General features: G+C 46.9%; 23 protein-coding genes. 12 read left to right on the top strand and 11 right to left on the bottom strand.

Annotation, left to right across the window (positions count from 1 at the left end):
• Positions 1–246 precede the first annotated feature (246 nt).
• The 5 genes from Q7P67_RS02555 (at position 247) to Q7P67_RS02575 (ending at position 5,820) form a co-directional block, all read left to right on the top strand.
• A complete protein-coding gene (locus Q7P67_RS02555) occupies positions 247–1,653 on the top strand; it encodes a PhoH family protein (protein WP_303850319.1) in 1,407 nt (468 codons plus the stop codon).
• Positions 1,654–1,779: 126 nt separating this feature from the next.
• A complete protein-coding gene (locus tag Q7P67_RS02560) occupies positions 1,780–2,076 on the top strand; it encodes a hypothetical protein (RefSeq protein WP_132873403.1) in 297 nt (98 codons plus the stop codon).
• Between the two features lie 64 nt (positions 2,077–2,140).
• Positions 2,141–3,973, top strand: a complete 1,833-nt coding sequence (locus Q7P67_RS02565; protein WP_303850320.1) for an ABC-F family ATP-binding cassette domain-containing protein — start codon at positions 2,141–2,143, stop codon at positions 3,971–3,973.
• 13 nt (positions 3,974–3,986) lie between these two features.
• On the top strand, positions 3,987–4,262 hold the full coding sequence (locus tag Q7P67_RS02570) for a phasin family protein (RefSeq protein ID WP_303850321.1): 276 nt from the start codon (positions 3,987–3,989) through the stop codon (positions 4,260–4,262).
• A gap of 1 nt (position 4,263) precedes the next feature.
• Positions 4,264–5,820 carry an AarF/ABC1/UbiB kinase family protein gene (locus Q7P67_RS02575; RefSeq protein WP_303850322.1) on the top strand — a complete coding sequence of 519 codons (1,557 nt, stop codon included), beginning with the start codon at positions 4,264–4,266 and terminating at the stop codon, positions 5,818–5,820.
• On the opposite strand, the gene Q7P67_RS02580 is transcribed toward Q7P67_RS02575, so the two are convergent.
• From Q7P67_RS02580 to Q7P67_RS02610, 7 genes are all read right to left on the bottom strand, one after another.
• Positions 5,817–6,638 carry an MBL fold metallo-hydrolase gene (locus Q7P67_RS02580; RefSeq protein WP_303850323.1) on the bottom strand — a complete coding sequence of 274 codons (822 nt, stop codon included), beginning with the start codon at positions 6,636–6,638 and terminating at the stop codon, positions 5,817–5,819. The two genes, Q7P67_RS02575 and Q7P67_RS02580, sit on opposite strands and share 4 nt — an antisense overlap.
• A 105-nt stretch (positions 6,639–6,743) precedes the next feature.
• Positions 6,744–8,153 carry a type I glutamate--ammonia ligase gene (gene glnA, locus Q7P67_RS02585; RefSeq protein ID WP_303850324.1) on the bottom strand — a complete coding sequence of 470 codons (1,410 nt, stop codon included), beginning with the start codon at positions 8,151–8,153 and terminating at the stop codon, positions 6,744–6,746.
• 32 nt (positions 8,154–8,185) lie between these two features.
• Entirely contained in the window at positions 8,186–8,524 is a 339-nt protein-coding gene (locus Q7P67_RS02590; RefSeq protein ID WP_132873414.1) for a P-II family nitrogen regulator, read from the bottom strand.
• A gap of 125 nt (positions 8,525–8,649) precedes the next feature.
• A complete protein-coding gene (locus tag Q7P67_RS02595) occupies positions 8,650–9,324 on the bottom strand; it encodes a hypothetical protein (RefSeq protein ID WP_303850325.1) in 675 nt (224 codons plus the stop codon).
• Positions 9,321–10,349: an MlaD family protein gene (locus tag Q7P67_RS02600; RefSeq protein ID WP_303850326.1), complete on the bottom strand. Its 1,029-nt coding sequence runs from the start codon at positions 10,347–10,349 to the stop codon at positions 9,321–9,323. Before Q7P67_RS02600 ends, Q7P67_RS02595 begins: the two co-directional genes overlap by 4 nt.
• Positions 10,310–10,837: a hypothetical protein gene (locus tag Q7P67_RS02605; protein WP_303850327.1), complete on the bottom strand. Its 528-nt coding sequence runs from the start codon at positions 10,835–10,837 to the stop codon at positions 10,310–10,312. Before Q7P67_RS02605 ends, Q7P67_RS02600 begins: the two co-directional genes overlap by 40 nt.
• The gene (locus tag Q7P67_RS02610) at positions 10,834–11,610 is read right to left on the bottom strand and encodes an ABC transporter permease (protein WP_303850328.1); all 777 of its coding nucleotides are present in this window, start codon (positions 11,608–11,610) and stop codon (positions 10,834–10,836) included. The genes Q7P67_RS02605 and Q7P67_RS02610 overlap by 4 nt, the downstream gene beginning before the upstream one ends.
• Positions 11,611–11,761: 151 nt before the next feature.
• On the opposite strand from Q7P67_RS02610, the gene nifJ reads away from it, so the two are divergent.
• The 3 genes from nifJ (at position 11,762) to Q7P67_RS02625 (ending at position 16,217) form a co-directional block, all read left to right on the top strand.
• Positions 11,762–15,352, top strand: coding sequence for a pyruvate:ferredoxin (flavodoxin) oxidoreductase (gene nifJ, locus Q7P67_RS02615; RefSeq protein ID WP_303850329.1), 3,591 nt, complete (start codon positions 11,762–11,764; stop codon positions 15,350–15,352).
• A 226-nt stretch (positions 15,353–15,578) separates the two neighbouring features.
• Positions 15,579–16,037, top strand: coding sequence for a glycoside hydrolase family protein (locus Q7P67_RS02620; RefSeq protein ID WP_303850330.1), 459 nt, complete (start codon positions 15,579–15,581; stop codon positions 16,035–16,037).
• Positions 16,038–16,217 carry a hypothetical protein gene (locus tag Q7P67_RS02625; RefSeq protein ID WP_303850331.1) on the top strand — a complete coding sequence of 60 codons (180 nt, stop codon included), beginning with the start codon at positions 16,038–16,040 and terminating at the stop codon, positions 16,215–16,217. It begins immediately after the preceding gene.
• Positions 16,218–16,308: 91 nt separating this feature from the next.
• Here Q7P67_RS02625 and Q7P67_RS02630 read toward each other — a convergent pair whose 3' ends face one another.
• Genes Q7P67_RS02630 through Q7P67_RS02640 form a run of 3 tightly spaced genes read right to left on the bottom strand, consistent with a single transcriptional unit; the run spans position 16,309 to position 21,386 of the window.
• Positions 16,309–18,639, bottom strand: coding sequence for an FAD-dependent oxidoreductase (locus tag Q7P67_RS02630; protein WP_303850332.1), 2,331 nt, complete (start codon positions 18,637–18,639; stop codon positions 16,309–16,311).
• A gap of 12 nt (positions 18,640–18,651) precedes the next feature.
• Complete coding sequence (locus Q7P67_RS02635; protein WP_303850333.1) at positions 18,652–20,292, bottom strand: glutamate synthase-related protein; 1,641 nt, start codon at positions 20,290–20,292, stop codon at positions 18,652–18,654.
• Positions 20,280–21,386 (bottom strand): glutamate synthase, encoded by a 1,107-nt coding sequence (locus tag Q7P67_RS02640; RefSeq protein WP_303850334.1) that lies wholly within the window; start codon positions 21,384–21,386, stop codon positions 20,280–20,282. Before Q7P67_RS02640 ends, Q7P67_RS02635 begins: the two co-directional genes overlap by 13 nt.
• Before the next feature lie 296 nt (positions 21,387–21,682).
• Here Q7P67_RS02640 and Q7P67_RS02645 point away from each other — a divergent pair, with 296 nt between their 5' ends.
• The 4 genes from Q7P67_RS02645 to Q7P67_RS02660 all read left to right on the top strand — a co-directional run bounded on the left by Q7P67_RS02645 (position 21,683) and on the right by Q7P67_RS02660 (position 24,472).
• Complete coding sequence (locus Q7P67_RS02645) at positions 21,683–22,450, top strand: cyclic nucleotide-binding domain-containing protein (RefSeq protein ID WP_303850335.1); 768 nt, start codon at positions 21,683–21,685, stop codon at positions 22,448–22,450.
• A 72-nt stretch (positions 22,451–22,522) separates the two neighbouring features.
• A complete protein-coding gene (locus Q7P67_RS02650) occupies positions 22,523–22,714 on the top strand; it encodes a MoaD/ThiS family protein (RefSeq protein WP_303850336.1) in 192 nt (63 codons plus the stop codon).
• Entirely contained in the window at positions 22,714–23,619 is a 906-nt protein-coding gene (locus tag Q7P67_RS02655; RefSeq protein ID WP_303850337.1) for an ATP-binding protein, read from the top strand. Before Q7P67_RS02650 ends, Q7P67_RS02655 begins: the two co-directional genes overlap by 1 nt.
• Positions 23,612–24,472, top strand: a complete 861-nt coding sequence (locus tag Q7P67_RS02660; RefSeq protein ID WP_303850338.1) for a tRNA (adenine-N1)-methyltransferase — start codon at positions 23,612–23,614, stop codon at positions 24,470–24,472. Before Q7P67_RS02655 ends, Q7P67_RS02660 begins: the two co-directional genes overlap by 8 nt.
• Here Q7P67_RS02660 and Q7P67_RS02665 read toward each other — a convergent pair.
• On the bottom strand, positions 24,447–26,441 hold the full coding sequence (locus Q7P67_RS02665) for a prepilin-type N-terminal cleavage/methylation domain-containing protein (RefSeq protein ID WP_303850339.1): 1,995 nt from the start codon (positions 26,439–26,441) through the stop codon (positions 24,447–24,449). The two genes, Q7P67_RS02660 and Q7P67_RS02665, sit on opposite strands and share 26 nt — an antisense overlap.
• Between the last annotated feature and the right edge of the window lie 51 nt (positions 26,442–26,492).

Genomic DNA, 26,492 nt, shown 5'->3' on the forward strand with positions numbered 1-26,492 from the left:
TCTTGCTTGATTTATAACCAACGAAATAAAGACGTCCTGTCATTATTTCGTCAACGCTCCGGTCGGCAAGCCTCCCGTTGCTCACGCAAGCGGGTTTCTTCCTGAAACCTCAGATGTCTGCGCATATGGCAAACTGACTGTTTTTTTGTTATTAAATAGTCAAGTAAGATGTCTTGCTTGACATCTGTCTATCGGGTATATTAATTTTAGGCTTCGCATACGGGAAAGCCAATTTGGAGTATCTGCATGGCATCAAAAAAAGTCAAAAATTTCATTATCGACACAAACGTTATCCTCTATTCACCCAACTGTCTCGAAACTTTCGACAACAACAACATAATTCTCCCCGCCGTTGTTCTTGAGGAGGTTGATTCATTTAAGAAGAACGTTGACCTGAACGGATATAACGCACGCAGCTTTATCCGCATCGTTGAGAAGTACCGTGAAGAGAAAGAGGGCGATCTCCTGAAAGGAGTTAAACTGGATTCCGGCGGAAAGCTGACAATCCGCTTTCAGGATGAGAAGACAAGAAGCCTGATACCTGCCGGCTTTGACCTCAGCAAAAATGATAACATCATCCTTGCCACAGCTCTTCAGGTGAAGCAGGAGTCCAAACTTGAGACAATCATCGTTACAAAAGACGTTAACCTGCGCATCAAGGCAAACGCCGTCGGGCTGGATGCCGAAGATTACTATCATGAAAAGACCACGTCATTCATAGATCAGGCGGACGACACTCTTTTCGTTCCCGATGAATACATAAACACGCTCTATCAGGAGAAGGAACTGCCCGTTCCCGAAGGAGTGCACAGGCAGGACGGAGAAAATTTCGGTCCCCGTGTAAATGAGTATTTCATACTCAAAGGCGAGCTTAACCCCCAGAAAAGCGCACTTGTGCGCTACATCGGCAACGGAAACCCCATGGATGGAGCTTTCAGACTGCTCCACCAGAATGAACCGATACTCGGCGTTACCCCTGCCAACCGCAAACAGATATATCTGATGGATTCGCTCCTTGACCCCGACATTGACGTCGTTTTCGCTATCGGTATTGCCGGTACCGGAAAAACGCTTCTCGCGCTCTGCGCAGGGCTTCATTCCGTTCTTAACGACAAATACAAAAGACTGATAGTCACCCGCTCGCCCATTCCCATGGGCAGAGACCTCGGCTATCTGCCCGGAAATATCAACGAAAAGCTCGACCCGTGGCTCAAGCCCATCTATGACAATATGGAGTTCATTGTCTACATGATGGACAAGGGCAGGATTGAGGTGAAGGACGAATATCTGTCCAAAAACCAGATGCACGAGGCGACCATAGACTATCTGAAAGCATCAAAAATGCTTGAGATAGAGGCTCTTACATACATAAGAGGGCGTACGCTGATGGAGACCTATCTTGTTGTTGACGAGGCGCAGAACCTCAGCCCTCACGAGATAAAGACCATCATAACAAGAGCCGGCGTCAATGCCAAAATGGTGTTCACTGGTGACCTTAAACAGATCGATAACCCTTATCTGAACGAAAGGGACAACGGGCTTGTCAACGCATCGGAAAAATTCACCTATGCAAGATTTAAACACGCGTCTACCATATACCTTGATAAGGGCGAAAGAAGCAGACTGGCAACCATCGCTGCCGAGATACTGTAAAAAGAACATTATCACATGTTGCCAGAATCGGGAGCATGTGATAAAACTATTAAAATTGCGGCTTGAAGCGGATTTAGAGTCCGCCGGTTTTGGGGCTTACAAACAGTTTAATTTACGGAGTCGGAAATGGAAATCAAGGTTATCGACAACCACACGGTTGAAATTCTTGGGAATATCAAGTCCCTTGATCATTACAATGAGATCAAGATGACAATTCAGCAGCTTATCAGCAATGGGACTAAAAATCTTACTGTCAACGTTAAAGATTCTCTTTCCATGGTTTCATCCGTCATCGGCTTTTTTATTAAAATAATCAATGTGGACGGCGTTTCGCTTAATGTGAACGTTTGGGACGAAAGGCTCTATGCCCTGCTTGATCAGCTCAGCCTTATCGAACTTTTCCACGTCAGACAGATTAAATAAATCCCAAAGGGGAGGGCGACCTCCCCTTTTCTTTTTCATTTCTTAGACATAATCAGAGGTAAAAGTGTTAAGTGTTGAAAATTTGTCCAAAAGCTACGGAGCAAGGACATTATTTAAGGATATCAGTTTCAGAGTAAATTCCGGCGAGCGTGTGGGACTTGTCGGACGCAACGGACACGGAAAGACGACGCTTATGCGTATTCTGACCGGAGAACAGGAACAGGACGACGGTATAATCAATGTGCCGAGGAACTATACCCTCGGATATCTGCAACAGGTCATTGATTTTAAACATAAAACCGCGCGGGAAGAGGCTGCTTCCGGTCTTAAAGAGGCGGAGCGCGACGATGTCTGGAAGGCTGAAAAAATACTTTCAGGTCTTGGTTTTTCCGACGAGGACATGGATAAATCCCCCAACGAGTTTTCCGGCGGATATCAGGTGCGCCTTAATCTGGCGAAACTCCTTCTTTCCGAACCGGATATGCTGCTGCTCGACGAACCGACAAACTATCTGGACATCACATCTATCCGCTGGCTTGAGCAGTTTCTCATAAAGTGGAAGGGAGAGCTGATGCTTATCACCCACGACAGGGCTTTTATGGACAGGGTTGTGACACATACTCTCGGTATCCATCGTTTGCAGGTGCGCAAGATAAAGGGTGATACAGGTAAATTTTACGAGCAGATAGCCGCCGACGAGGAGATTTACGAAAAGACCCGCCAGAATGAAGAGTTGAAACGCAAAGAGGTTGAGCGCTTTGTTGAGCGTTTCAAGTCAAAGGCGAGCCTCGCCAGCCGTGTTCAATCCCGTGTTAAGATGCTTGAGAAAATGTCAAAAAAGGACAAACTGGACGAGATTGAAGACCTTGAATTCTGTTTCAACTACAGCGATATCCGTGCAAAAGAGCTTATAAACGTCAGGGACATCACATTTGGATATGACAAATCAAATCCTCTGATTAAAAATTTCAGCATTACGATAGGTTCCGGCGAAAAGATATGTATAATAGGTAAGAACGGCAAGGGTAAAACCACGCTTCTGAAAATGCTCTGCGGGATATCGGAGCCTGACAGCGGTGTAATATCGAACCATGCGCAGTTGAAACCTGCTGTATATGAACAGACGAACGTGCAGAGGCTGGGGCTTAATAACACCATAGAGCAGGAACTGATACAGGTTGACCCGTCCATAGACAGGCAGAGGGCGCGGGATGCCGCCGGAACCATGATGTTTTCCGGAGACGATGCGCTGAAAAAGATATCGGTGCTTTCCGGAGGGGAAAAGAGCCGCGTTATGCTTGCAAAGGCGATACTTGAGCCTGCGAACATACTGTTTCTGGACGAACCGACCAACCACCTTGATATGCAGTCGTGTGATTCGCTGCTGGAAGCCGTTGATCAGTTTAAGGGAACGGTGGTCATGGTTACCCACAACGAAATGTTTCTTAACGCCATTGCCGAGCGACTGATAGTGTTCCGCAACGACACTGTGGAGGTGTTCGAAGGCGGATACGAAGAGTTTCTTGAGAAAGTTGGCTGGGGCGAAGAGTTTTCTGATAAAACCTCGGCACAGGTTTCAGCCAACAGTAAAAAAGAACAAAGAAAACTCCGCTCGGAAATCATTGCGGAGAAAGGTAAAGTTCTGAAGCCTATTCAGGAGCGCCACGACAGTTTGGAAAAAGATATTGCATTTATTGAGAACAGGATAGAGATTTTAAACAGGGAGCTTATCGATGCTTCGTCAAATGGCGAACCGATGGAGATAGCGAGGCTTTCAAAGGAACTGGACGAGGCGAAAAAAAGCGCCGACGATATGGTTGAAAAGTTTCTGGAGACTGCCGAACAGCTTGAGACCCTTACCGCTCAATATGAGGAAAAATTAAATCAGCTTGGCTGAAACGGAGGATAAAATGGCTGACATTAAAGACCTTTTTTATCTGGGACTTGGTTCCGCACTTATTGCCAAAGAGAAGATTGAAGACGAAATAAAAGCGCTTGCCGAAAAGGGCAAGATAACAAAAGAACAGCAGGTTGAGTTCCTCGCAGAGGCAAGGAAAAGAGCGAAAGAGGAAGAGAAAGATTTCAGCGAGAAATTTAAAAAGGTTGTTAAGGAGGCTCTTTCCGAAATGGGGCTTGCCACCAAAGAGGATATCGAAGAACTCAAAAAGATGATAAACGAAAAATAAGTTGCGAAACTTTATCAGATACTATTCGCCGGTCAGGATATACCATGTTTTCAGAGTTATCCTGACCGTTTTCATGATTATCAGGGGAAACAAAAGTTTTATGTTCATAAAGCCTTTGTCACCTGAGAAACTCAAAACAAAGATAAACAGTCTCGGTGCGAGCTTTATAAAACTGGCTCAGGTGCTTGCCACGCGTGCTGATTTCTTTCCTGATAATTATCTTTTTTATCTCCGACAGCTTCATGACGAAATTCCTCCAATGTCCAAGGATGATTTTGAAAAGATATACGAACGTGCTTTCGGCGGGCGTGTGTGTTTCAGGGAGTTTGAAAAAAAGCCCATTGCAAGTGCATCCATAGGTCAGGTGCACAGAGCTATCCTTGTTGACGGTACGGAAGTTGCCGTAAAACTGCGCAGATACGATATCGAAAACGTTATCCGCGCAGATATCAATATCCTTGCGTTTTTCCAGAAACTGTTTAAACCCATGTTTTCAGAAAATACAAAAAACTCTCTGGAATCTGTGATTGCTGAGTTCAGCAGAATGATAATGAAAGAGGTTGATCTCAATATTGAGATGCTGAACCTTCAGAAATTTCATGAGCTTTACCCCGACAACGGGGTGAAATTCCCGATAGGGTATCCTGAGTGTTCATGCGCCGACGCCATGGTTATGTCGTTTGAGCGCGGTTACAGGTTTGACGATAAGGAGAATTTGAAAAAGCTGAATATCAGCTTCGAAAAACTTATGACGAAGCTGGTGAACTTCTATGTTGATCAGTCGTTTATCAAAGGCTTCTTCCATGCCGATCCTCACCCCGGAAACCTCCTTGTAACGGAGGAGGGCGAGCTTATACTGCTGGATTTCGGTATGGTTCAGAGGATACCTTCAAAGACGAGACAGAATATTATTTCGCTGGTGAAAGCCGCAAACGAAAGGGATTTTGAGGAATATATAAAGTGCGCCAAAAAACTGGGCATCATATCGGTTGACGCGGCGGAATTCGGTTTGCAGGATCTTGCGGAGCAGGTTTTCGACATACTTGACAATAACGCTCTCTCCGCACAGAGTATGCAGTCACTTGCCTATGCCCTTATGGACTCACTGAAATCAGTCCCCTATAAGCTGCCGCAGGAGGCGGTTTATCTTATGCGCATGAGTTCCATTATTGAGGGGCTTGGTACCAACTACATACATAATTTCAATGGTATCAAGGATATTCTGCCTATTCTGAAAGATCGTATGCCGGAGGCGCTTGGATTTACCGACGGGCTCTGGGAAACTGCGAAGCGGGAGACTCTGGAACTGCCGCTCACTCTGAAAAAGGTTAAAAAGGTTGTCAACGACCTCAGCGGGAACAACCTTGAGGTGCGTATATCTCCCGACGACAAAGAGGCTTTGAAGCTGGCGCTGAAAAAATATCTGCGTCCAATCTTTACAGGGGTACTTGTTATCATCACTGCATTTTTCGTTCAGGGTTCGGAAATCCACCACCACGAATACGTTTCGTATGTGTTGTACGGTGCTGGTGTTCTTAAAATTATCTTTTCTCTTTAATATACTATTTTCATTCCAGCTTTTGTGAACAATACCTTCTCGCCCAGTGCCGCTTTGATGGCAAATGAAGCGTCCAGCCCTGTGCAGTGTCCGGTTGCTATGATTTTTATGTCCTCGCAACGCAGAACGTTTATTACCTTTTGAGTGTAGCTGCCGTCTGAGCGGAAAAGGTGCAGTCCGCCGGTCAGAGACAGTATCTTTTTATCAGGGAACAGCTTCTTAGCAAAATTTATCAGGTTTTCCGGTCCGCAGTGGGTGCATCCCGTCACTATGTGTATGCCCTCGTCCTCACGGATTATCAGAAACTGCTCGTCGCGGAATCTGTCTTTTGCTGTTATGCCGTCAACTTCCGCGAACAATTTGCCGTCTGCGTCAAACTCTATGCTTCTTTCTATTACGCCTGAAAGAAATATATCAGGATAGATTTCAGTGATTTCCTTGTTGAGGTGAAGTCTGAATCTGCGTTCAATGTCGCCGCGGGTGCCGCCGAAGCCGATGAAATCATATTCGGTTTTACCGTTATCCAGTTTCAGGTGGTTTTCAAAGATGTATTTTGACGCGTAGATGTCACCTGAGATTGATGCGCACTCCGCAAGGTGTTTCGAAAGCCCGCCTGTGTGATCATAATGCCCGTGGGAAAGGACTATGCAGTCGGCGTAAGTGATATTCATCCTGCGGATGTTATTTATGAAGCCGTCTCCCTGTCCCGTGTCAAAGAGGATTGTCTTTCCTTTTGCCGTTATCAGACATGAGAAGCCGTGTTCCGCTAAAAGCCCTGTACTGTCAACGTAGTTGTCTGCAATAATTTTTATTTCCATTGGATATGATAGCACATGAAACCAAAATTATAACAGAAAAAATTTTTGATGATATGAAAAAAGGCGCCCGAAAGCGCCTTTTTAATATCTGTTTCGATTGGCTTATTAAGCGTCGAAGTAGAGTTTGAACTCGTAGGGGTGAGGTCTGCTGTCGATAGCAGATATCTCATTTGCTCTCTTGTACTCGATCCAACTGGAGATAACGTCCTCAGTGAAAACGTCGCCTTTAAGAAGGAAGTCGTGGTCTTTCTCAAGAGCGTTGATAGACTGAGAAAGTGAAGAGGGCATCTGGGGAATTGCAGACAGCTCGATAGGATCGAGGTCATACAGGTTTTTGTCCATAGGCTCGCCCGGATCGATTTTGTTCTGGATACCGTCAAGACCTGCAAGAAGCATAACGGAGAACGCAAGATAGGGGTTGCAAAGAGGATCGGGGAATCTGATCTCGATACGTTTAGCCTTGGGAGAGGGAGAGTACATGGGGATTCTGATTGAAGCTGATCTGTTTCTGGAAGAGTAAGCCAGAGAAACGGGTGCTTCGAATCCGGGTACAAGTCTTTTGTATGAGTTAGTTGTGGGGTTTGTAAAAGCAGCGATAGTATTAGCGTGTTTGATGATACCACCGATGTAGTACAGAGCCATTTCGCTCATTCCCGCATACTGCTCGCCTGCGAAAAGGGGTTTGCCGTCTTTCCAGAGTGACTGGTGAACGTGCATACCGGAACCGTTGTCGCCGTGGAGAGGTTTGGGCATGAATGTAGCAGTTCTGCCGTGAGCTTTTGCAACGTTTCTTACAACATATTTGTAAGTCATAAGCTGGTCAGCCATTTTAAGCATTTCTTCGAACTTCATGTCGATTTCGCACTGACCGCCTGTTGCAACTTCGTGGTGAGAGTTTTCGATAACGAGACCGAGTGACTCCATAGTCATAACCATTTCGTTACGAATGTCCCAAAGAGAGTCAACGGGAGGAGCGGGGAAATAGCCGCCTTTGTTGGCAACTTTGTATCCGAGGTTTTTGCCTTCTGCGCCTGTGTTCCAGTCGCCTTCTTCAGAATCGATGAAGAAGTATCCGGTGTTTCTTGTATAGTCGAACTGGATGTTGTCGAACAGGAAGAATTCAGCTTCGGGTCCGAAATATGCAGTGTCAGCGATACCTGTAGACTGAAGGTATTTAACGGCTTTTTTAGCTATGTTTCTGGGGTCTCTTGAGTAAGGCTCTTTGCTTATCGGGTCGAAAATGTTGCAGATCATATAAAGAATGGGAAGCTCTGCAAAGGGATCAATCTTAGCTGTTGAGGGATCCGGAACCATGATCATGTCGGAATTGTTGATAGCCTGCCATCCGCGGATGGAAGAACCATCAAAGCCCATTCCGTTTTCGAAGAAATCCTCGTCAACCATGTGAGCGGGGATAGTGGTATGCTGCCATGTGCCGAGGAAGTCAACAAACTTCATATCGACCATTTTGATACCGTTGTCTTTAATCATCTTGAGAACATCTTTCGGTGTCATATTGCCTCCTGGGAATATATATATGCTTGGGATTAAAGTGCGTTTTCGCCGGTTTCACCGGTACGGATACGGATAACTTCATCAATGGAGAAGATGAAAATCTTACCGTCGCCGATGCGACCTGTTTTTGCAGCTTCCTGAATAACTTCAACAGCCTGTGCCACAAGTTCGTCGGACACGACAACTTCTACCTTGATTTTGGGGATGAAGTCGATAACGTACTCGGCGCCTCTGTAAAGTTCTGTGTGACCTTTCTGTCTTCCGAAGCCTTTCACTTCGCTTATTGTAATACCTCTGATGCCGATCTCAGTTAATTTTTCTTTGACATCGTCCAGTTTAAAGGGTTTGATGACAGCTTCAATCTTTTTCACCTTATACCTCCGTTGTGAGCACATCAATAGAGAGCAATCGTTATGCCAAAGTATGAACCCTGCAAGGAAAGGGCTTTCATAGATATGACATTTCTCTGAATGGTCAATAAATAGGCGACTGCTGCCTAATTCTTAACCATGACAGACTTGATCAGCTCAATTCTGGTTGCTATATCATCTGTATTTTTGCCCTGTTTAATACGGGCATTTTTGATAATTATAAGGTCTCTCAGTAAATTAAGGCTCCAGCCGTGATATTTGTCTATAGCGAGAGCCTGTTCTGCAAGCTCTTCCGAACGTACAGGGCTGTCTATTATATAGCCAATGGCTGCATTTCTCAACAATCTTGTTTTTGTGATATCATCAAATTCAGATCTGTCTGCCAGATCCGCTATCTTTTCCCTGTCGGCTCCCTGAATACTTCTAAAAGGTTCGGGCAGTTTGTCTTTGTCGTATTTCTGACCGCTGAGGAAAAGCACGCTCTGCTGTTCTTCCGTGCACGCGGCGAGATCCGCATATTTTTTAGCCGTTTCCAGAACGGCAGGGTCGCCGTCCCCTTCTTCAAGAACGTATCTGCCTATATATATTCTTGAGAGGTTGCAGAGCGAGTCTACTTTTCTGAACTGCGCCTCAGCTTTATAAAAATAGCTTTCCGCCACCTTCGGTTCGCCTTTAAGATAGTTTTCCATATATACGTTAAAGAATCTGCTGCCGTAAAGGAAGTCGGGGGAGCTTTCGGGCTTCCCTGCACATGAATAAATCAGCGCTGAAAGTGTTAGTATGATGATAAGGTTTCTCACGGCAGTTTCACCTTTTCTTCCGCTTTTCTTGAGGTGGAACTGTTGAAAGGCCATTTCTCCTCAAGGTTCAGCAATATCCTGTTTGAGGTGTTCATGATATCGTCCGTCTGCTGACGAAGATCTTTAAGATTTGTTGTGGTTTCGGACACGTCGGTTGATATCTTGTTCGCGTTTTCAACAGTTTTCTGGAGTTTTGTAACAGTACTGTCTATATTGCGCGCCAGCTTTCCTATATCCTCCGCGCCCTCTTTAATGGCAATTATCCCCTGATCAAGGTGCTGGATTGCGGGTTGTGTCTCATCCACTCTGTTGTTTACGCCTGCCACCGCCGTGTCAACCTTGTTGGTTATCTCTATCAGGTTTTCCTGGGTGATGGCGAGCCTGTCCATTATGTCCTGAACTTCGTTTTTGAGATAGTCGGAGCGGGTGAGAAATCCCACCGAACCCTGTTTTTTGGAAACGTCACCGCCGAGGTCTCCAAGACCCTGCATGAGTTCCTCTATACTCTGTCGCTTGCTGGAAACGGAGGCGGTCACGTCGTCCACGTTGACAAGGATATTGCGCACGTTGTCCAGCATCGGTTCGAATTTTTTTATAATGTCGGCTATAGCCTGATCTCTGGTGAGTTTGTACGTCTGTCCGTCGTCTATCTCGTTTTTCGAGTCGATGCCGCCGGAAAGCACTATCGCGTTGGCGCCTATCACGCCCTGTGCCTGTATTTTCGCCTGTGATTCGGGTTTTACCCATTTTTTATAGCGTACCGGAATTTTTGCGCGCAGTTCAACAAGACCGTCGTCTCTGAGCTCGACGCTGTAAATTTTTGCTATCTGGAATCCGGAGTACATGACGGGCATACTTTTTGTAAGCCCTTCACCGGATTCGGAAATGAATACGATCTTGACCTTTGGTGTGAAAAAGTTCTGCGTTATAAGGAAACCTATGAGGAAAGCGAAAGACATTATAAGGGCTACGAAAATGAAAAGCCCTACTTTAAATTCGATATTTTTAAATCGAGGGTCACCCATGTGTCAAAATCCTTTTCTGTATAATCCTGCATGTCGTCAAACAGGTGTCTGTGGTTCTCATGGTCTATGATAACCGATTTTTTTAAATCTTCACAGCGCAAAAATTGATGAAATTTCTCTTCATATTCTGCGATGTACATTCTTCTGGGGCTGAAAAAAACAGTCCATTCCGCGCGCAGGTATTTCACCTGTAAGTACTTGACAATCATCTTCTGGAAATCGTTCAGCTGGTTGCTGCGGTAATGCATGATGTCCATTATTTCAAACTTTTCCATGTCTTTCCGGACTATGTCAAGAGCGGCATGATACGTTATCTTGTGGTGATATGTCAGCGGCAGGAGTATGTTTTCTATCACCGAAAGGTTGCCTATTATGGGGAAGAAGGAGGATACCAGACCAACCCGCTGGGTCTTTACGACTTCCATGAGCACGGACATCCATTCCTGCATCTTGTCTTCGTTGTCATAATATATGAGATAGTTGCTCATATGAACGTTCCTATCAGTTCAATAACGATTATTGCATAAAACAGCCGCTGCATACCTCTCAAAAGTGATATAGGTATTTCTGTGACTGCGTTTCCCGTTTCCAGAGCTGTGTATACCGGAATTGACATGAGAAAATAGCCTCCGAGAGCTATCTTTATAAAAAATGCCAATAGCGTGTCGATCGTGAAGGCGTCGAAGATTGTTCCTATCAGGAAATCGAATGATATATTAAGATTAAAACTTAGTATAAGGTATCCGCCTATAATCGATATATATATAAAAATCACAGACAGTGCGGACAGGCAGACTATGCCTGAGACTATCCTTGGAATGTAGAGATATACGAACGGGTTAATTGATAAAGACCTGAGCGTTTCTATCTCTCTATTCATCTTCATAAGCGAGATTTCGGCGGTTACCGCGGTGGATGTTCTGAGTGTCAGAAGTACCATTGTAACAAGGGGTGCAAGGTGCTTTATTGTGATGCTTACAAGTACCGACCCCACTGCATCCTGTGCTCCGAACTGCACCATGAACTGAGTGAGTCCGCCCACAAGCGCAAGACCTATCGCTACGGATACGATGGAGAACATAGGAAGTATCTGAACGCCTGTGAAATATATCTGACGAAGAAACACAAGCTGCACAGAGGGATAGAAGATATGAGGATTAAAACACCCTTTGAAAAAAGAGATTGTGAACCAGAAGTATCCGTAAAAAAAATGCATGGATGCGATAGCCTTCTGTCCCAGCGCTGTTATGAGTTTTTTCATAAAACAGATTATATATCATTCTTTTGCAGATTGGAATAAGAAATCTAGTTGACGGGGATATTGAAAAAATGTATAGTAAAACGGTCTTTTAACTTTTAATTACATCGAATAAGTTCAAAACTTATTTTTAATTATTACAGGAGTGAATGGTATGGCTGAAAACAAGAAAGTTATTATCGACGGCAACACCGCCGCAGCCCATGTCGCACATGCGACCAACGAGGTCATCGCTATCTATCCTATCACACCATCTTCGGTTATGGGAGAGATTTCTGATGAAAAGTCCGCAGTGGGGGAAAAGAACATCTGGGGTTCTGTACCCAGAGTTGTTGAACTTCAGTCTGAAGGCGGAGCATCCGGCGCTGTTCACGGTGCTCTTTCCGCAGGTGCTCTGACAACGACGTTCACCGCTTCACAGGGTCTTCTGCTGATGATCCCCAACATGTACAAAATAGCGGGCGAGCTTACACCCACTGTTTTCCATGTGTCCGCGCGTGCCCTTGCGACACACGCCCTTTCCATTTTCGGCGACCATTCAGACGTTATGGCCTGCCGTCAGACAGGCTGGGCAATGCTGGCGTCCAACAACCCTCAGGAGGTTATGGACTTCGCTCTCATTTCACAGGCTGCAGCGCTTGAGGGCAGAGTTCCTGTCCTGCACTTTTTCGACGGTTTCAGAACTTCACACGAACTTCGCACTACCATCGAGCTTACTCATGACGAAATGAAGCAGATGATCTGTGACGATCTTGTTATCGCACACAGAAAACGTGCCCTTAACCCCGATATGCCCACGATCAAAGGTACTTCACAAAACCCCGACGTTTTCTTCCAGGCGAAGGAAACCGTTAACAAATACTATCAGGATTTTTCAGCAGTAATGCAGAAACAGATGGACAAGTTTGCAAAAATGACCGGACGTGCATATAAACTTGTTGACTATTTCGGCGCTCCCGATGCCGAAAAAGTTCTGGTCATCATGGGTTCCGGTGCAGATGTTGCCGAAGAGGCGATTGAGTACATGAACGCTTGCGGCGAAAAAGTAGGTCTTGTTAAGATAAGACTTTACAGACCTTTCCCTCTGGAGCAGTTCATCGCTGCCCTCCCCAAAAAGGTTAAAAAGATAGCTGTTCTCGACAGAACAAAAGAACCCGGTTCAATCGGCGAGCCTATGTACCTTGACGTTCGTACAGCAATAGGCGAGGCTATGCAGAGAAAACTGTTCGTATTCGACGGATATCCCACAATCGTCGGCGGACGCTACGGTCTCGGTTCGAAAGAGTTTACCCCTGCAATGGTCAAGGCTGTTTTCGACAACCTTGACGCTAAAGAACCCGTCAACGGTTTCACAGTGGGCATCGTGGACGACGTTACCAATCTCAGCCTGAAACACGACGAAAACTGGCTTACTCCTCAGGACGATGTTTTCAACGCTATGTTCTTCGGTCTCGGTTCAGACGGTACTGTCGGCGCAAATAAAAACTCCGCTAAAATTATCGGTGACCTGACAGACAACACTGTTCAGGCTTACTTCGTATACGACTCAAAGAAAGCAGGTTCAATGACGACTTCACACCTGCGTTTCGGCAAGAGAAACATAAAAAGCTCCTATCTGGTTCAGAAGGCAGATTTTGTTGCTTGCCACAACTTCTCTTTCCTTGAGAAATACGACATGCTGAAATATCTGAAACCCGGCGGCACTTTCCTGCTTAACAGCCAGTATTCCGCCGAAGAGATATGGGCGCATATCCCCGAAGTCGTTCAGAAACAGATAGTCGCCAAACAGGCAAAAGTATACACCATCAACGCAGTTGATATCGCAGAGAAGATAGGTCTCGGCTCACGTTACAACGTTATCCTGCAGACTGCTTTCTTTAAAATATCCAACATCGTTGATTTCAACACCGTTACGGAAGCTATCAAAGGCGCCAACAAAAAAACTTACGGAAGATACGGCGATAAAGTTGTTAAGATGAACAACGACTCCGTTGACGCGGGTTCAACTGAACTGTTCGAAGTGAAATACCCAGGACAGGGCGGTTCTGCATCTGATGCGGCAATTGAGTTCCCCCTCATCAACAACTGTGTGACAGATTCTTCCGCCAGCGACTTTGTTAAAGGCACAACAAGTATGCTCGTTGCCATGAGAGGCGATGAAGTGACTGTCGGTCAGCTTCCTCAGGACGGTACGTTCCCCACAGGAACAGCGAAGTTCGAAAAACGCAACATCGCGGTACACATCCCTGAGTGGGACAGCGAGCTTTGCATCCAGTGCGGAATATGCTCATTCGTATGTCCTCACGCTGCCATCCGTACCATGGTATACCCCGCAGCTGAGCTTTCAAAAGCTCCCGCAGCGTTCAAATCCATGGATGCCAAAGGTAAAGAATTTGAAGGAATGAAATTCACAGTTCAGGTTGCTCCTGAGGACTGTACAGGCTGCGGCGCATGTGTTTACAACTGCCCCGCAAAAAGCAAGACAGATCCCGAACACAAAGCCATCAACATGAAACCTCAGCTTGCTTTGCGCGAACAGGAGATGAAAAACTTCGATTTCTTCCTGTCTCTGCCTGAGCTCCCCAATGAGAAATACAACAAAGCTACCCTTAAAGGTTCTCAGCTTTCTCCCCACATGTTTGAATTCTCCGGTGCATGTGCGGGCTGCGGCGAAACACCTTATATTAAACTGCTTGCACAGCTTTTCGGTGACAGAGCGCTCATCGCCAACGCCACAGGCTGTTCGTCAATATACGGCGGTAACCTGCCCACCACGCCTTATACTACAAGATGTGACGGAAGAGGTCCCGCATGGTCAAACTCTCTGTTTGAAGACAACGCAGAGTTCGGTTACGGTATGAGACTGACGGTTGACAAGTTCAACTCCATGGCTCTTGAGCTTCTGGACAGGCTTGCCGACAAACTTGACGCTAAACTTGTAGAGGCAATCAAAACTGCCGAGCAGAAAGACCAGCTCCAGATCGAAGCACAGAGAGCAAGAGTTGCCGAGCTTAAAGCGGCTCTTGAAAAAGTAGGCGGCGACGATGCGAAAAACCTTGCGTCAATAGCTGACTATCTGGTTAAAAAGTCCGTCTGGATAGTGGGCGGCGACGGCTGGGCGTATGACATCGGTTACGGCGGTCTTGACCACGTTCTCGCATCAACAGAGAACATCAACGTTCTGGTTCTGGATACTGAAGTGTATTCAAACACAGGCGGTCAGGCTTCCAAATCAACACCTATCGGTGCACAGGCTAAGTTCGCATTCTCCGGTAAAGCCGCTGAGAAGAAAGACCTTTCAATGATATGTATGACATACGGACACATTTACGTCGCAAGAGTGTCTCTGGCAAACCCCGCTCAGGTTATCAAGGCGTTTGTTGAGGCAGAGGCGCACGATGGTCCTTCTATAATCATCGCATACTCACACTGTATCGCCCACGGTATCGATATGACATCCGGTGTTGAGGCACAGAAAAAAGCGGTGGCTTCCGGCTACTGGCCTCTGTTCCGCTTTAACCCCGCTATGCGCGAAGAGGGCAAAAATCCTCTGTCAATCGACAGCAAAGAGCCTTCCATGGCGCTTAAAGACTTCATGGCGACAGAGAACAGATTCCGTGTCGTTCAGAAGATGTTCCCCGATAAGGCAGACGCCATCATTAAGTTTGCTGACAGAAAGTCACGCCAGAGACTTAAACTGTATCATGAACTTGCGAAGGTCGATTGCTCAATCGAAGAGAAATAATTTCATAATAATGTGAGACTGCCGCTGGCTTCCCCTCGCAGAGACGTTTATTCGTCTTTGCGGGGAGCGACGCGGCGGTCTCTTTTTCATTTCATTCTTAACCTGTCTTAATCATATCATCTTATCGTTTGCGCTATAATTCCCGCTATGAAGACAACGCTATGTTAATATAGTTATAGACAGGCGGATGCCTCGCGCACCGCCACTGTCTTCATAGAGGTGAAAGATGGAAAAAATCATAGAACGTATTAAAGAATATGAAGGATTCAGTGTAAAACCTTACCAGTGTCCGGCAAAAAAATGGACTGTCGGCTATGGCTATAACTACGAAGACCGCGGGTTCTCTGCAGCCGATATCACAGAGATACTTAAAAACGGTTTTACGGCGGAGTTTGCTGAAAAGCTGCTGAAACGGGATGTTGAAAAATGCCTGAAAGACGCGGAAGCACTGCCGTTTTACAGTGCTCTTAACGATGTACGACGTGCTGTGGTTGTGGATATGATATATCAGCTCGGCATCGGCGGTTTCAAAAAATTTAAAAAGATGCAGGAGAGGCTTTCCGCAGGCGATTATGCCGGAGCGGCAAGGGAGATGGCGAACAGCAAATGGTATGCGCAGTCGGGGCGCAGAAGCCGTACCAATGTGAAACAGATGGAAGAGGGTACTTGGCAGGAGGTGAAATAGATGACGGGAGTATTAACAAAGGCGGTTGTTGCCGCACTCAGCAGAGTGTTTTATGCTTTCATGACAGAGAGGATGCTTTCGATGGTTATCATTGAAGTGCTGAAAAAACTGTCGGATAAAACCACGAATACGCTGGACGATGAGATAGTTATGAAACTGGAGATGAATCTGAACGTTTAAACTCAATGAGACTGCCGCGGGCTGTGCCCTCGCAGAGACACTTATATGTCATCGCGAGGAGCGCAAGCGACGCGGCGATCTCATTAAAAACTTAGCTTTCTATATACTTTTCGGTCATTTCGTACATTGTCCATACACCGCAAGGACATACCCCTGCGCATATTCCGCAGCCGATACATTTTGCGGGATTGGATAAGTATTCAAATTTACCGTCAACCTCTTTACGGGTTATTGCCTGTTCGGGACAGACCTCAAGGCAGAATGAGCAGTCGCGGCAGAAACCGCAGCTCATACATCTTCCTGTTTCGTCTTCCGTTTCAAGCTCTTCTACCCTCTGGGGATTCATGGGGTGATAGTATGCGTCCTTCACCTTGTCCTGAGGAATGACGGGAGCTTTTTCGAATTTATCCAGTTTGCGTCCGTTGAGCAGTTTGTCCACGTTGATGGCGGCTTTTCGTCCGTCGCCGAGAGCGTGTGTGAACAGTCCCTGTTTGATGGCGTCTCCGGTGATGAACACTTTTTCGTCCGCTTCGCACTGGAAGTATTCGTTCATCTTAACAAGCCCTTTCTCGTTCAGCCATGACTTGTCTATGAATGAGAAATCCGGTCTGTCGCCCACAGCGATTATAACGGTGTCGGCAGGGATGAGCTTGCCGTCCTTTGTAACGACACCATCGTCAGTAACTTTCTGGGTGAAAACAGGCCAGAGTATCTTTGCGCCGAGGTGTCTTGCGTGTTCCATTTCCGCTTCAAAAGCGGCGGGTTTCTGGATATCGATGGCTGTAACCTCTTTCGCGCCCATTTCGTAAGCGCCGATAACAACGTCCATAGCCGCGTTGCCTGCACCTATGACGACCACCTTTTCACCCACAGCGGGTTTCTGTCCCTTGTTTATCTCTTTCAGGAAGTCCAGTCCCTTAACGAGTTTTTCGTGTCCTTCAAACGGGATAACAACGGGAATATGTGCTCCGACAGCGACTATTACCGCGCTGTAGTCTTTGCACAGTTTATCGAAGAGGTCTTTATCGACCTTTGAGTTTGTTTTAACGTTTACGCCTTTGTCGAGGATGCGTTTAAGCTCCGCGGCAAGTATCTCCTGTGCAAGACGTTCGTTGGGGATAACCTGTTTCAGCTTACCGCCGACAACGCTGTCCTGCTCGTATACGTCCACCTGATATCCTAGTTTGCGCAGGTGCCATGCGGCGGAAAGACCTGCGGAACCGGAACCGATTATGGCGACTTTCTCAGCTCTTTCGGGGGCATCGAAAACGATATCCGCCTCTTTACTGAGCTGTCCGAGCTGTTTTATCTTAACGGGGATATCCACTTTTTTGCGTGAACATATGTCCTGACAAAGGTTGGGGCATACCTGTCCGCAGACGGAAGCGGGGAAGGGGCTGTATTCCAGCACCAGTTCCAGAGCTTCTTTCACTTTCCCCTGACGCAGCAGAGCGATGCGCTTTTGCGTAGGTATGAATACGGGGCAGTTGTATTCACAGGGAGCTGAATATCTGGCGTTCTGCCATTCGGGATATTTCAGTCTCAGATCGCCTGTTTCAACATAGTTTGCCACATAGTAGTCTTCCTGCAGAAGGTCGCCGAAAATGCCGCCCTCAACCCACTGACCGAGACGGAAATCTCTAATGGACATGAGTGACTTGACCTTTTTCTCTTCAAAGGTCTTGGCGATTATCTTTTTCCATCCGCTCATGTCGGAGATGATGGAGAGAGCGTCTTTTCTGTCTATCTTTTCGAGGAACTCAGGGATACCTGCGAGCAGGAAATCCTTATCGCTTTCGTCCAGATCCATGAGCCATACGTCGTTGGAGAGTCCTTTTACGTTTCCTCTGAAATAGACGGTACCGCCAACCATACCGACGCAGCTTCTGTCGCCGAGAACGGATGCGGAATCTTCTGCGCCGAGACCGCAGACAACGGCAACGCCGCCGCCCATGAACTCGAAACTGAATGAGCCGACGGTTTTAAGTACCCAGAACTCCGGAGAGGGGAATTTTGGGTCGTGTTTCATAAGAGCGCCGGAACGTGTTCCGGTTCTGCCTGCGACATAAATTTTTCCTGATGCCGCGCAGTGTGCGGTTGTGTCGCCGCCGTCACCGTTAAGGATGATGGTTGCGCCCGCGTTCAGCCAGCCCACGTCTGCGGGTGCGGAACCGTTGATGATTATCTCTGTTCCGGGCATACCCATGGAGCCGACGCGCTGACCGGGGTTTTTAACTGTGAATTTCAGTGGTTTACCGTCTGATGTCCAGAGAGGACCGCCGATGTTGTGCTGACCGGAAGCGTCCACTTCAAATTCGGTGTAGCCGTCTTCCAGCTTTGCGTATACGTTTTTAAGAAGGTTCTGGGTGGAAACCCTTTTACCGTCTATTATTCCTTGAATTTTAACTGTTTCTTTGCTCATCTTCTCCCCTCCTTAACACGAATACTGGATGTTAAGTCTGTCAGCCACGGCTCTGTCAACCGAGATGAGGCAGTCGGAGCGTCCTACGGGCAGCGAGCTGTTGCCTATGGGGGCGAGCATCTTTTTAAGCTCGTTGTCGGTGGCTATGAAATAGTTGACTATCTGCTCAGCCGTCTTATCGATGTCGAGACGTTTGACCAGAGTGGGGTTCTGCGTACAGATACCGACGGGGCAGAGACCTGTGTTGCAGGCATTGCACTTGCCGTGGTCGTTTCCGACGCATCCGGCTATCTGGAGCATAAGTTTGCCTGTGAACACGCCGTTAGCACCCAGCGCCATCATTTTGAACGCGTCAGCGGCGAGGTTCCAGTTGGCACCAAGTCCGCCAGCCGCCCAAAGAGGTATCTGACCCTGTTTGCCCTGATGCACGGCGGCGTTGTAACAGTCGCGCAGTTTGGACACTATGGGGTGACCTGTGTGGTCGAGAGATATTTCGTTTGCCGCACCGGTTCCGCCTGCAAGACCGTCAACGAAGAAACCGCCGACGATGTTGTATGGGTCACGGAGCAGGTTGTTGTAGACAGATACGGAGGTGGCGCTTGCGGCAACCTTAATCGCCACGGGAACCTGAAACTTGAACGCGGAGTTCAGAGACAGGAACATTTTCTGAACGCTCTCCTCGATTGAGTAAAGCCCCTGATGGTTGGGGGGGCTGAGCAGGTCGGCTTTCGGAACGCCTCTGATCTCAGAGATGTGTGAAGCCACCTTTTTCGCTTGCAGCAGACCGCCGTCACCTGGTTTTGCACCCTGACCGATTTTGATAAGGATACCGCCGGGAAGCTCCTGCATATGGGGCATAGCGTTTATGATACGGTTCCAGCCGAAGTGACCGGAAGCTATCTGCAGTATTACATATTTAAGGTATCTGGATTTCAGCAGACGCACGGGCACGCCGCCTTCTCCGGAGCACATGCGCACTGGCAGTCCTACCTGTTCGTTGAGGTACGCAACGGCAATCGCCATCGCTTCCCACATACGCCATGAAAGAGCACCGATGGACATATCGCCCACGATGATGGGGTATATCCAGTTCACTTTCGGGGTGGCGCTGTTCATAACAAGTTTACCGTCAACTACGTCAAAAGGCATCTCGTCTGCGGGCAGTATGCGCCCGAAGGGTGCGAGCATGTCGAATGTGTGTCTGGAAGCATCCAGAGAGGGGTCGGTCATCTGAGAGATACGTCCGACCTTGATTTTATCCAGAGTGCGTTTCTCTGTGGCGAGGTTTGCACGTCCGCCTCTTTTATAGGGGTCGGCAAGTGTTGCACGGTATTTAACGCCGAATCTGGAATCTTCGTTGCGAACGGGTTTGATAGCCTCGTTTGGGCAGACCCTTTCGCAGATACCGCAGCCGCGGCAGAAGTTGTATTCGCCGACGCACTGTTTGATAACAGGCACGGTTTTGAACTGAACCTTGGGTTCCGGTGTGAAATGGTCGCTTATTACCTTTCTGCGTTTTTCAACGCCCGCCTCGATAGCTCTGAAGGGGCAGGCTGCGACGCATTTTCCGCAGAATGTGCATCTGTCGGTGTTATATTGTATCTGCCAGTCAAGATCGTCTCTTGAAATCTGGTTTACTTTCATTGTTGCCATCTTTCCACCTCCAGATTGTTGTTGATAACAACCATCTCCCTTTCGTTAGTGTAGATGTCCTGTGTCCAGTCGCGTTCTGGAAGGATTTCGTTCAGACCTGTCACCTCGGAGGATATAACCGCCGTGTCTGCCGTATGTCCTATAACAACGGGGCGCAGCTTTTTCGCATCGCAGGTGTTGAACATTGTTCCGTCCGGCAGCACCGCAATGATTGTGTTGGGACCGTTCAGCTCAAGGTTTCCGAGAACCGCACGGATGTTTTGCAGTATAGCGTGGTCTTCACGTTTTTCAGCATCATCATATGCAAGGGGCGTAATGGTGTGTTTGTAATACTGCAGAGGCCATTTCAGAATCTTGTGGATGTAGTGCAGTGTGTAAAGAAAACACTGTGAATCCGATTCGAAGCCGATATAGCCTTTGTAAAGGTTTTTCTGGAAGTTTTTATTCTTCTCATAAAAGGTGTTTTCGCCGTTTGCCAGTGCTGTATAGCCTTCAAGGAAGAAGGGGTGTGCGGCATAGCGTACGATGTCATAGTTTGTGTTCTGGCGGCACTGAGCGGTTATTATCTTCGCTGTGAAGTCCTCGTCGGGCTGCCAGAGGTTGAAATAGGTTCCGATGTCCGTGGGATCGCCTATTTCTTTAAGAGTAAGGACGTCCGGCCAGAACGAATAGACGTATCCGTCGTTCGTTTGTTCCAGAGCCTCCCTTATCTGCAGGCGGATATCCACGAGAAGTTCTTCCTTCTCGTGCGCCGGTGCGTACTTATAGCTTTTGGGATAGTGAAGAACCTGAAAGACATAATTAGGCATCGGTTCAATCTTCAGTCCCGCCTGTTCATTAATCTCCGGACTCCACTGCATGACACGGCTGAATCCCGCCTCATGCAGAATATCCTCTGCGATTTTAACACCCTCGTCAGTGCACGCCATAGAGAGGATGGGCAGTTCTTTGTAGTTGGCAAATCTGCCTCCGAGGTCCTGCATAACCATGGCGAAGCCTGAATTGTCATGCCCTTTCTGCTGAGATCTCATAAGATGAAGGGCTTTTGAGGGGTGTATGTAGTTTTTGGATTTAATTGCTCCTATTCTGCACATACTTTTCCTCCTTTATAACCTTATAAAATGAATAAAAATAAAAGTCAATAATTCTATAATTAGGAAACAGCTATCAAAAGACTAATAAAATAAGGTTGATATGCAAACGTGAGTATATGTTTGATTCGGGTTGTGCTGAATTGCTTATATATAAAGGTTTTTTTTAAGAGGGGCTAAACTTAGTTTAGAAGGCGTAAAAATGGAAATAGTTTGTTCTGATATAAATTTTTTTAATTTTGACTTTCAGATTTCCAATATACAGGCTAAAATAATACACATTCAACGAGGGATTATTTATGGAGAAGAAGAAGCCCGGATTCTCTCTGAAGGTAAATCAGGAGATAACAAACCTGTTTAAAAATTTCGGTAAACTGAAAAGATTTGCCGCAGGTGAATGTGTCATCCGTCAGGGTGAATACGCGAATCATGTGTATATTCTTTTGAGCGGAGAGGCTGAAGTTGTCCGCGTTGACAGGTTCGGCAACGAGAACAGGCTTGCTGTGCTCAGCGGAGGAGATATCGTCGGTGAGATGGGCGCTTTTCTGGAAAATAACCAGCGTTCCGCCACTGTTAAGGCTAAAAGCCAGACACTGATAGCCCTTGAATGTCCTAATCAAATGTTTATCCGCGGATTGTTCAGTACACATGAGCTGACATACCGTGTCATAAAAAATTATGCTGAAAGGCTTAATGACCTTAATATCTTAACCTCAGGTCATTTTCAATCACGCGTTATGCTTGTTGTCGGGCATCATATCGAACCTCTTATAGACTGGAACAGCAAGATTTGCGATGTTGTGCTGAATCTCAAAGAGCTTTTCGAGCGTTCAGGGCTGGAAACATGGAAAATAACCGATGCGGTATATAATTTCAAAACGCTGAGGGTATTTAATAAACTTGTTTTTCCCGCTGAAGTTAATATCGTGGAGGTGGATCCTGAAGGCTCCGGGCGCGATAACCTTGAAAAGACGGTGGACGTTCAGCAGACTGAACCGGGCAGGGTTATCATTGAAGTGGATACGGCACGCTTTAAGGAACAGATGAAAAGGCTTTCCTACTGCTGATGCCGTATTATGTTGACAAAAACTATCCTATCATCTACCTTTGCTTTCCCAAAGAGCATTTCCAGAGGAATAATGGTCACAGTTGAATTTCCGGACGGTACTGTCCGTCAGTCGGAAAAGAACAGAATTAAAGATATACTGAGAGATATCGGTCAGAACGAACACGCCGTGCTGGTTGTTATAGACGGCTGTCTTGTCACTCCGGATGTGTGCGTTAAGAACGGTACGGAGATAAAACTTATTTCAGTGGTGAGCGGCGGCTGATGAAGTGCATCAAGTGCGAGGAGAACGCTGTCATAAGCCTTTCCAGGCACAATGCGGGGTTCTGTAAAGAGCATTTCACTGAGTATTTCCACAGACAGGTGGAGGCGGCTATAAAGGAATATGCCATGCTGAAAACGTCTGACCGCATCATGGTCTGCGTTTCCGGCGGGAAGGACAGTCTTGTCCTCTGGCATATCCTCAACCTTATGGGCTATAAGACCGCAGGAATGTACGTCAGCCTCGGCATCGGTGAATATTCGCTGAAATCCAAGGCAAAAGTTGTCGCTTTTGCTGAAAAACACGGACTTGAAGCAATAATCATTGATCTCGACGAAGAGGGCTGCCCAATACCTCTTCTTGCGGCGAGGACAAGGCGCAACGCTTGCTCCGTTTGCGGGCAGGTGAAGAGACACTATTTTAACAAGGTTGCTCTGGACGGAGGTTTTACCGTCGCAGCCACAGGACATAACCTCGACGACGAGGCAGCGCGCCTGTTTGGAAACGTTCTGCGTTGGGACACCAAACACCTTGCGAAGATGAGCCCTGTTTTGCCGGAAGAGGGCGAGACCATAAAACGTAAAGTCAAACCGCTGATACGCCTCCCTGAAAGAGAGGTGGCGGCATACGCTTTTCTGAATGGAATAGACTATATACCTGATGAATGTCCCAAAAGCCGCGGTGCGTCTTCGCTTAAATATAAAGAGGTGCTGAACGAACTGGAGGCAAGCTCCCCCGGAACGAAACACTTTTTTTACGGCGAGTTTTTCAGGGCGGCAGCTGACAAATTCCCCTATGTTACCAATGAAGAAGATAAAGATAATTTAAAAAAATGTATAAAATGCGGAGCGGAGTCATACCTTGATGTGTGTTCCTTTTGCAGATTAACGGAGAAACTTAATGGCTAAGATAGGATTTGGCTCACTTGCATTTGTTATTGACGAAGTGAGAGGCAAGCGCCACCTGCTGAGGATGAAAGAGGGCGTGCGTTTCAGCACCCAGTTCGGCTATATCGACCACGAAGACATCATCGCTGCTGGTGACGGCGGAGTTGCATATACCCAGAAGGGAGTTGCATACCGCGTATTTTACCCGACATACAGCGATTATGTTATGAACATCAAACGCCGCGCGCAGATAATTTATCCCAAAGACAGCGCCGCAATCATTATGTCAGGCGACATCCACGGTGACCAGCGTGTTCTGGAATCCGGTATCGGTCAGGGTGCTATGTCAATCGCATTGCTCCATGCCCTCGGCGGCAAAGGACAGCTCACAAGCTATGAACTGCGTGAGGATTTCGCCATGGACGCGGCAAAATTCATAGGCGAATATTACGGTGAGGCTCCGAACCATTCAATAGAGATAAGAAGCGTTTACGACGGCATAGACGGCGAGTTCGACCGGATAGTCCTTGACCTGCCTGAACCCTGGCACGTTGTTAAACATTGCGACAAAGGGCTTGTTAACGGCGGACTTATCGTGTGCTATCTGCCGACGATATTGCAGGCTGTCAACCTTGTGGAACATCTGAAAGCCAGCGGATATTTCGAAGAGATTGAGACATTTGAGATAACCAAGCGCCCTTGGAAAATAGACGGACGTTCTGTTCGCCCTGAGATGTGGACATACAACCACAGCGCGTTTCTTATTAAGGCGCGTAAGGTTGTTCCAATGCCCGTCCGCGAAATAAACAGAGACGAAGTCAGCGATAAATATACAGAGCATTCAGAACCTATGGAGTATACTGACCTGAACTGAGAAAAAAGTCGGTGAAATCATAGTATAATTGACTGCTGCTGCTGTAGTAATTGCTGGTTGTGAATCCGTATCTGAAATAGTCCAGAGTACCTGCGTAGGTCGTATTGTCTGGGAAACAATCCTTCAGCAGAGGGTCTCCCGTGGGGTATGCTGTACCGTTTATCAGTTTGTCATAAACGTAGTGGGCTGTTTGGTCTGTCATAGCCGCTTTCAGTATACTGTTACTGTTCAGTTCCGTCATATTGTATTTCCACACATAAACACAGGTGTAGTTGCTGCTTCCCGAAAGTCCTGTGCATGCTGTGCCGCTGCTGTTGCATCCTCCTATGGCTTCAAGTCTGACGCCCATCTTTTCTCCTTTGTCGTAGCTGTTTACGATAGGAGCGTCTGAATTGTTATAATAACATCCGAAACCCTTCACTCCTGAATTTATGCCATTAGAGCCGCATCTGTCATTGTAGGTCGTAGCATAGATTCTGGTTCCCGACAGTGTGTCGTGAACGTTATCTCCGTAAGCGGTGAACGTGTCGTTGTTATTGAAATTGCCTTTGTTGTCCCACGTTCCGTCATAATTATTTATGTTAGCGTATGAAACAATAGCCATGTGGTTATTGTTGATGTCGTTTTTACCGTCATTCTGGAGATCGAACTCGATGGCGAAGCTGTTGCCCGCTTTAATCCCTTTATGGTCACCGCCGCTTCCTCCGTACCCCAGCCCTGCATCGCCGGAACCGGTCATTTTAACTGTCGAAGTATAGGATGTGCCTGCAACGTAACTTTTTATTATTGTGAATGTGAACCCTAGGGCCTGCTGCCATGCGGACGGGTTTCTGTAATATTCCACGGTGAAATAAGTAGAGATAAGTCCCTTATTGCCGAACTTGGGACAAGCCGAAGCTGATGTCGGGTTAGCACTGCAATTGTACAGAACGCTTATCACACGCGTGTTGGAGTTCTGAACCAGTTTTATCTGGTCTGAATTAACAATTGCCGTGTTGGAGTCTGCAACACCGCCGCTTGTTGTGTCGTTTGCAACGAAGCTGTTGCCGCCTGTTGAAACTACGTCGACATAATTGTTGCTGCCGTTGCCGCCACTTTCGGGCGCTGCCATGGCAACCTCGAATTCCCTGAGTATTTGCAGGTTATAATTTTTTGTAATTGTTATTCCGTTTGCGTCTTCAAGCCGAACTTTTATCAGTGCGGAACCGCTGTCTGATTCAGCTATTTCGAGCGGGTCGGCGGCAGAATGAAGAGTAATTGTGTTGTTAGTGACTCCGTTTGCGGATGTGCAGTCTCCAATATTCTTTATTTCGTGTGATGTATCGCCTGTGCCTGTTCCGAAATACATCTGGTCTTTGACGGTTTCAGAGTTGTCTGACTCAACACACCATTTGTAAGGGCTTGTGCCTCCTTTGGGGGTGAGTTTGAAACTGTAGGTGTTTGACACTATCGCGTCGGGCAGTTTATTCTGCTCTATACTCAGCGAACCGTCGCAGCCTGCCATAGCCTGTAACGTGCCCAGATTCATCCAGCCCACAACATCGTCGTTGCCGTTATTGAATGTGTATGTGTTGTCCGACTCGGTGTATTGCTGCTGTCCGTCCTCTCCGGTGCTGATAACAAGGAACGCTATGTTGTTTTCCGTGACCGCACCGTTTATGCTCATATCTGTGGTTTGCACGGAGCAAATATCTGTGTCTTCAAGGTTTTCGGCTGCTTCGTATACAAGAGCTCTTCCGAACGTATCGCTTGTTTGAGAAGTTGCTCTGTCAAGTGTTGCAGGCAATCGCCTCCCTTTTACGGTATACGCCGCAATATCCTTAACTATCAGAGCTATATTGTTTCTTGTGGCTGTTTGTTTGTTATTGTTGAAAGCGCCGAAAAGGATTTTCATTGCTCCGGCGGAGAGCACGCCGACAATGATAAGCACGATGGCAAGTTCAAGCAGTGTAAATCCTTTTTTGTTCATGTGTGTTCCAAATACCTTATATGTATTGAATTATATACCAAGTCAGGCTTT

The sequence above is a fragment of the Seleniivibrio woodruffii genome (assembly GCF_029267515.1).
In the GTDB taxonomy this organism is placed as follows: Bacteria; Chrysiogenota; Deferribacteres; order Deferribacterales; family Geovibrionaceae; genus Seleniivibrio; species Seleniivibrio woodruffii_A.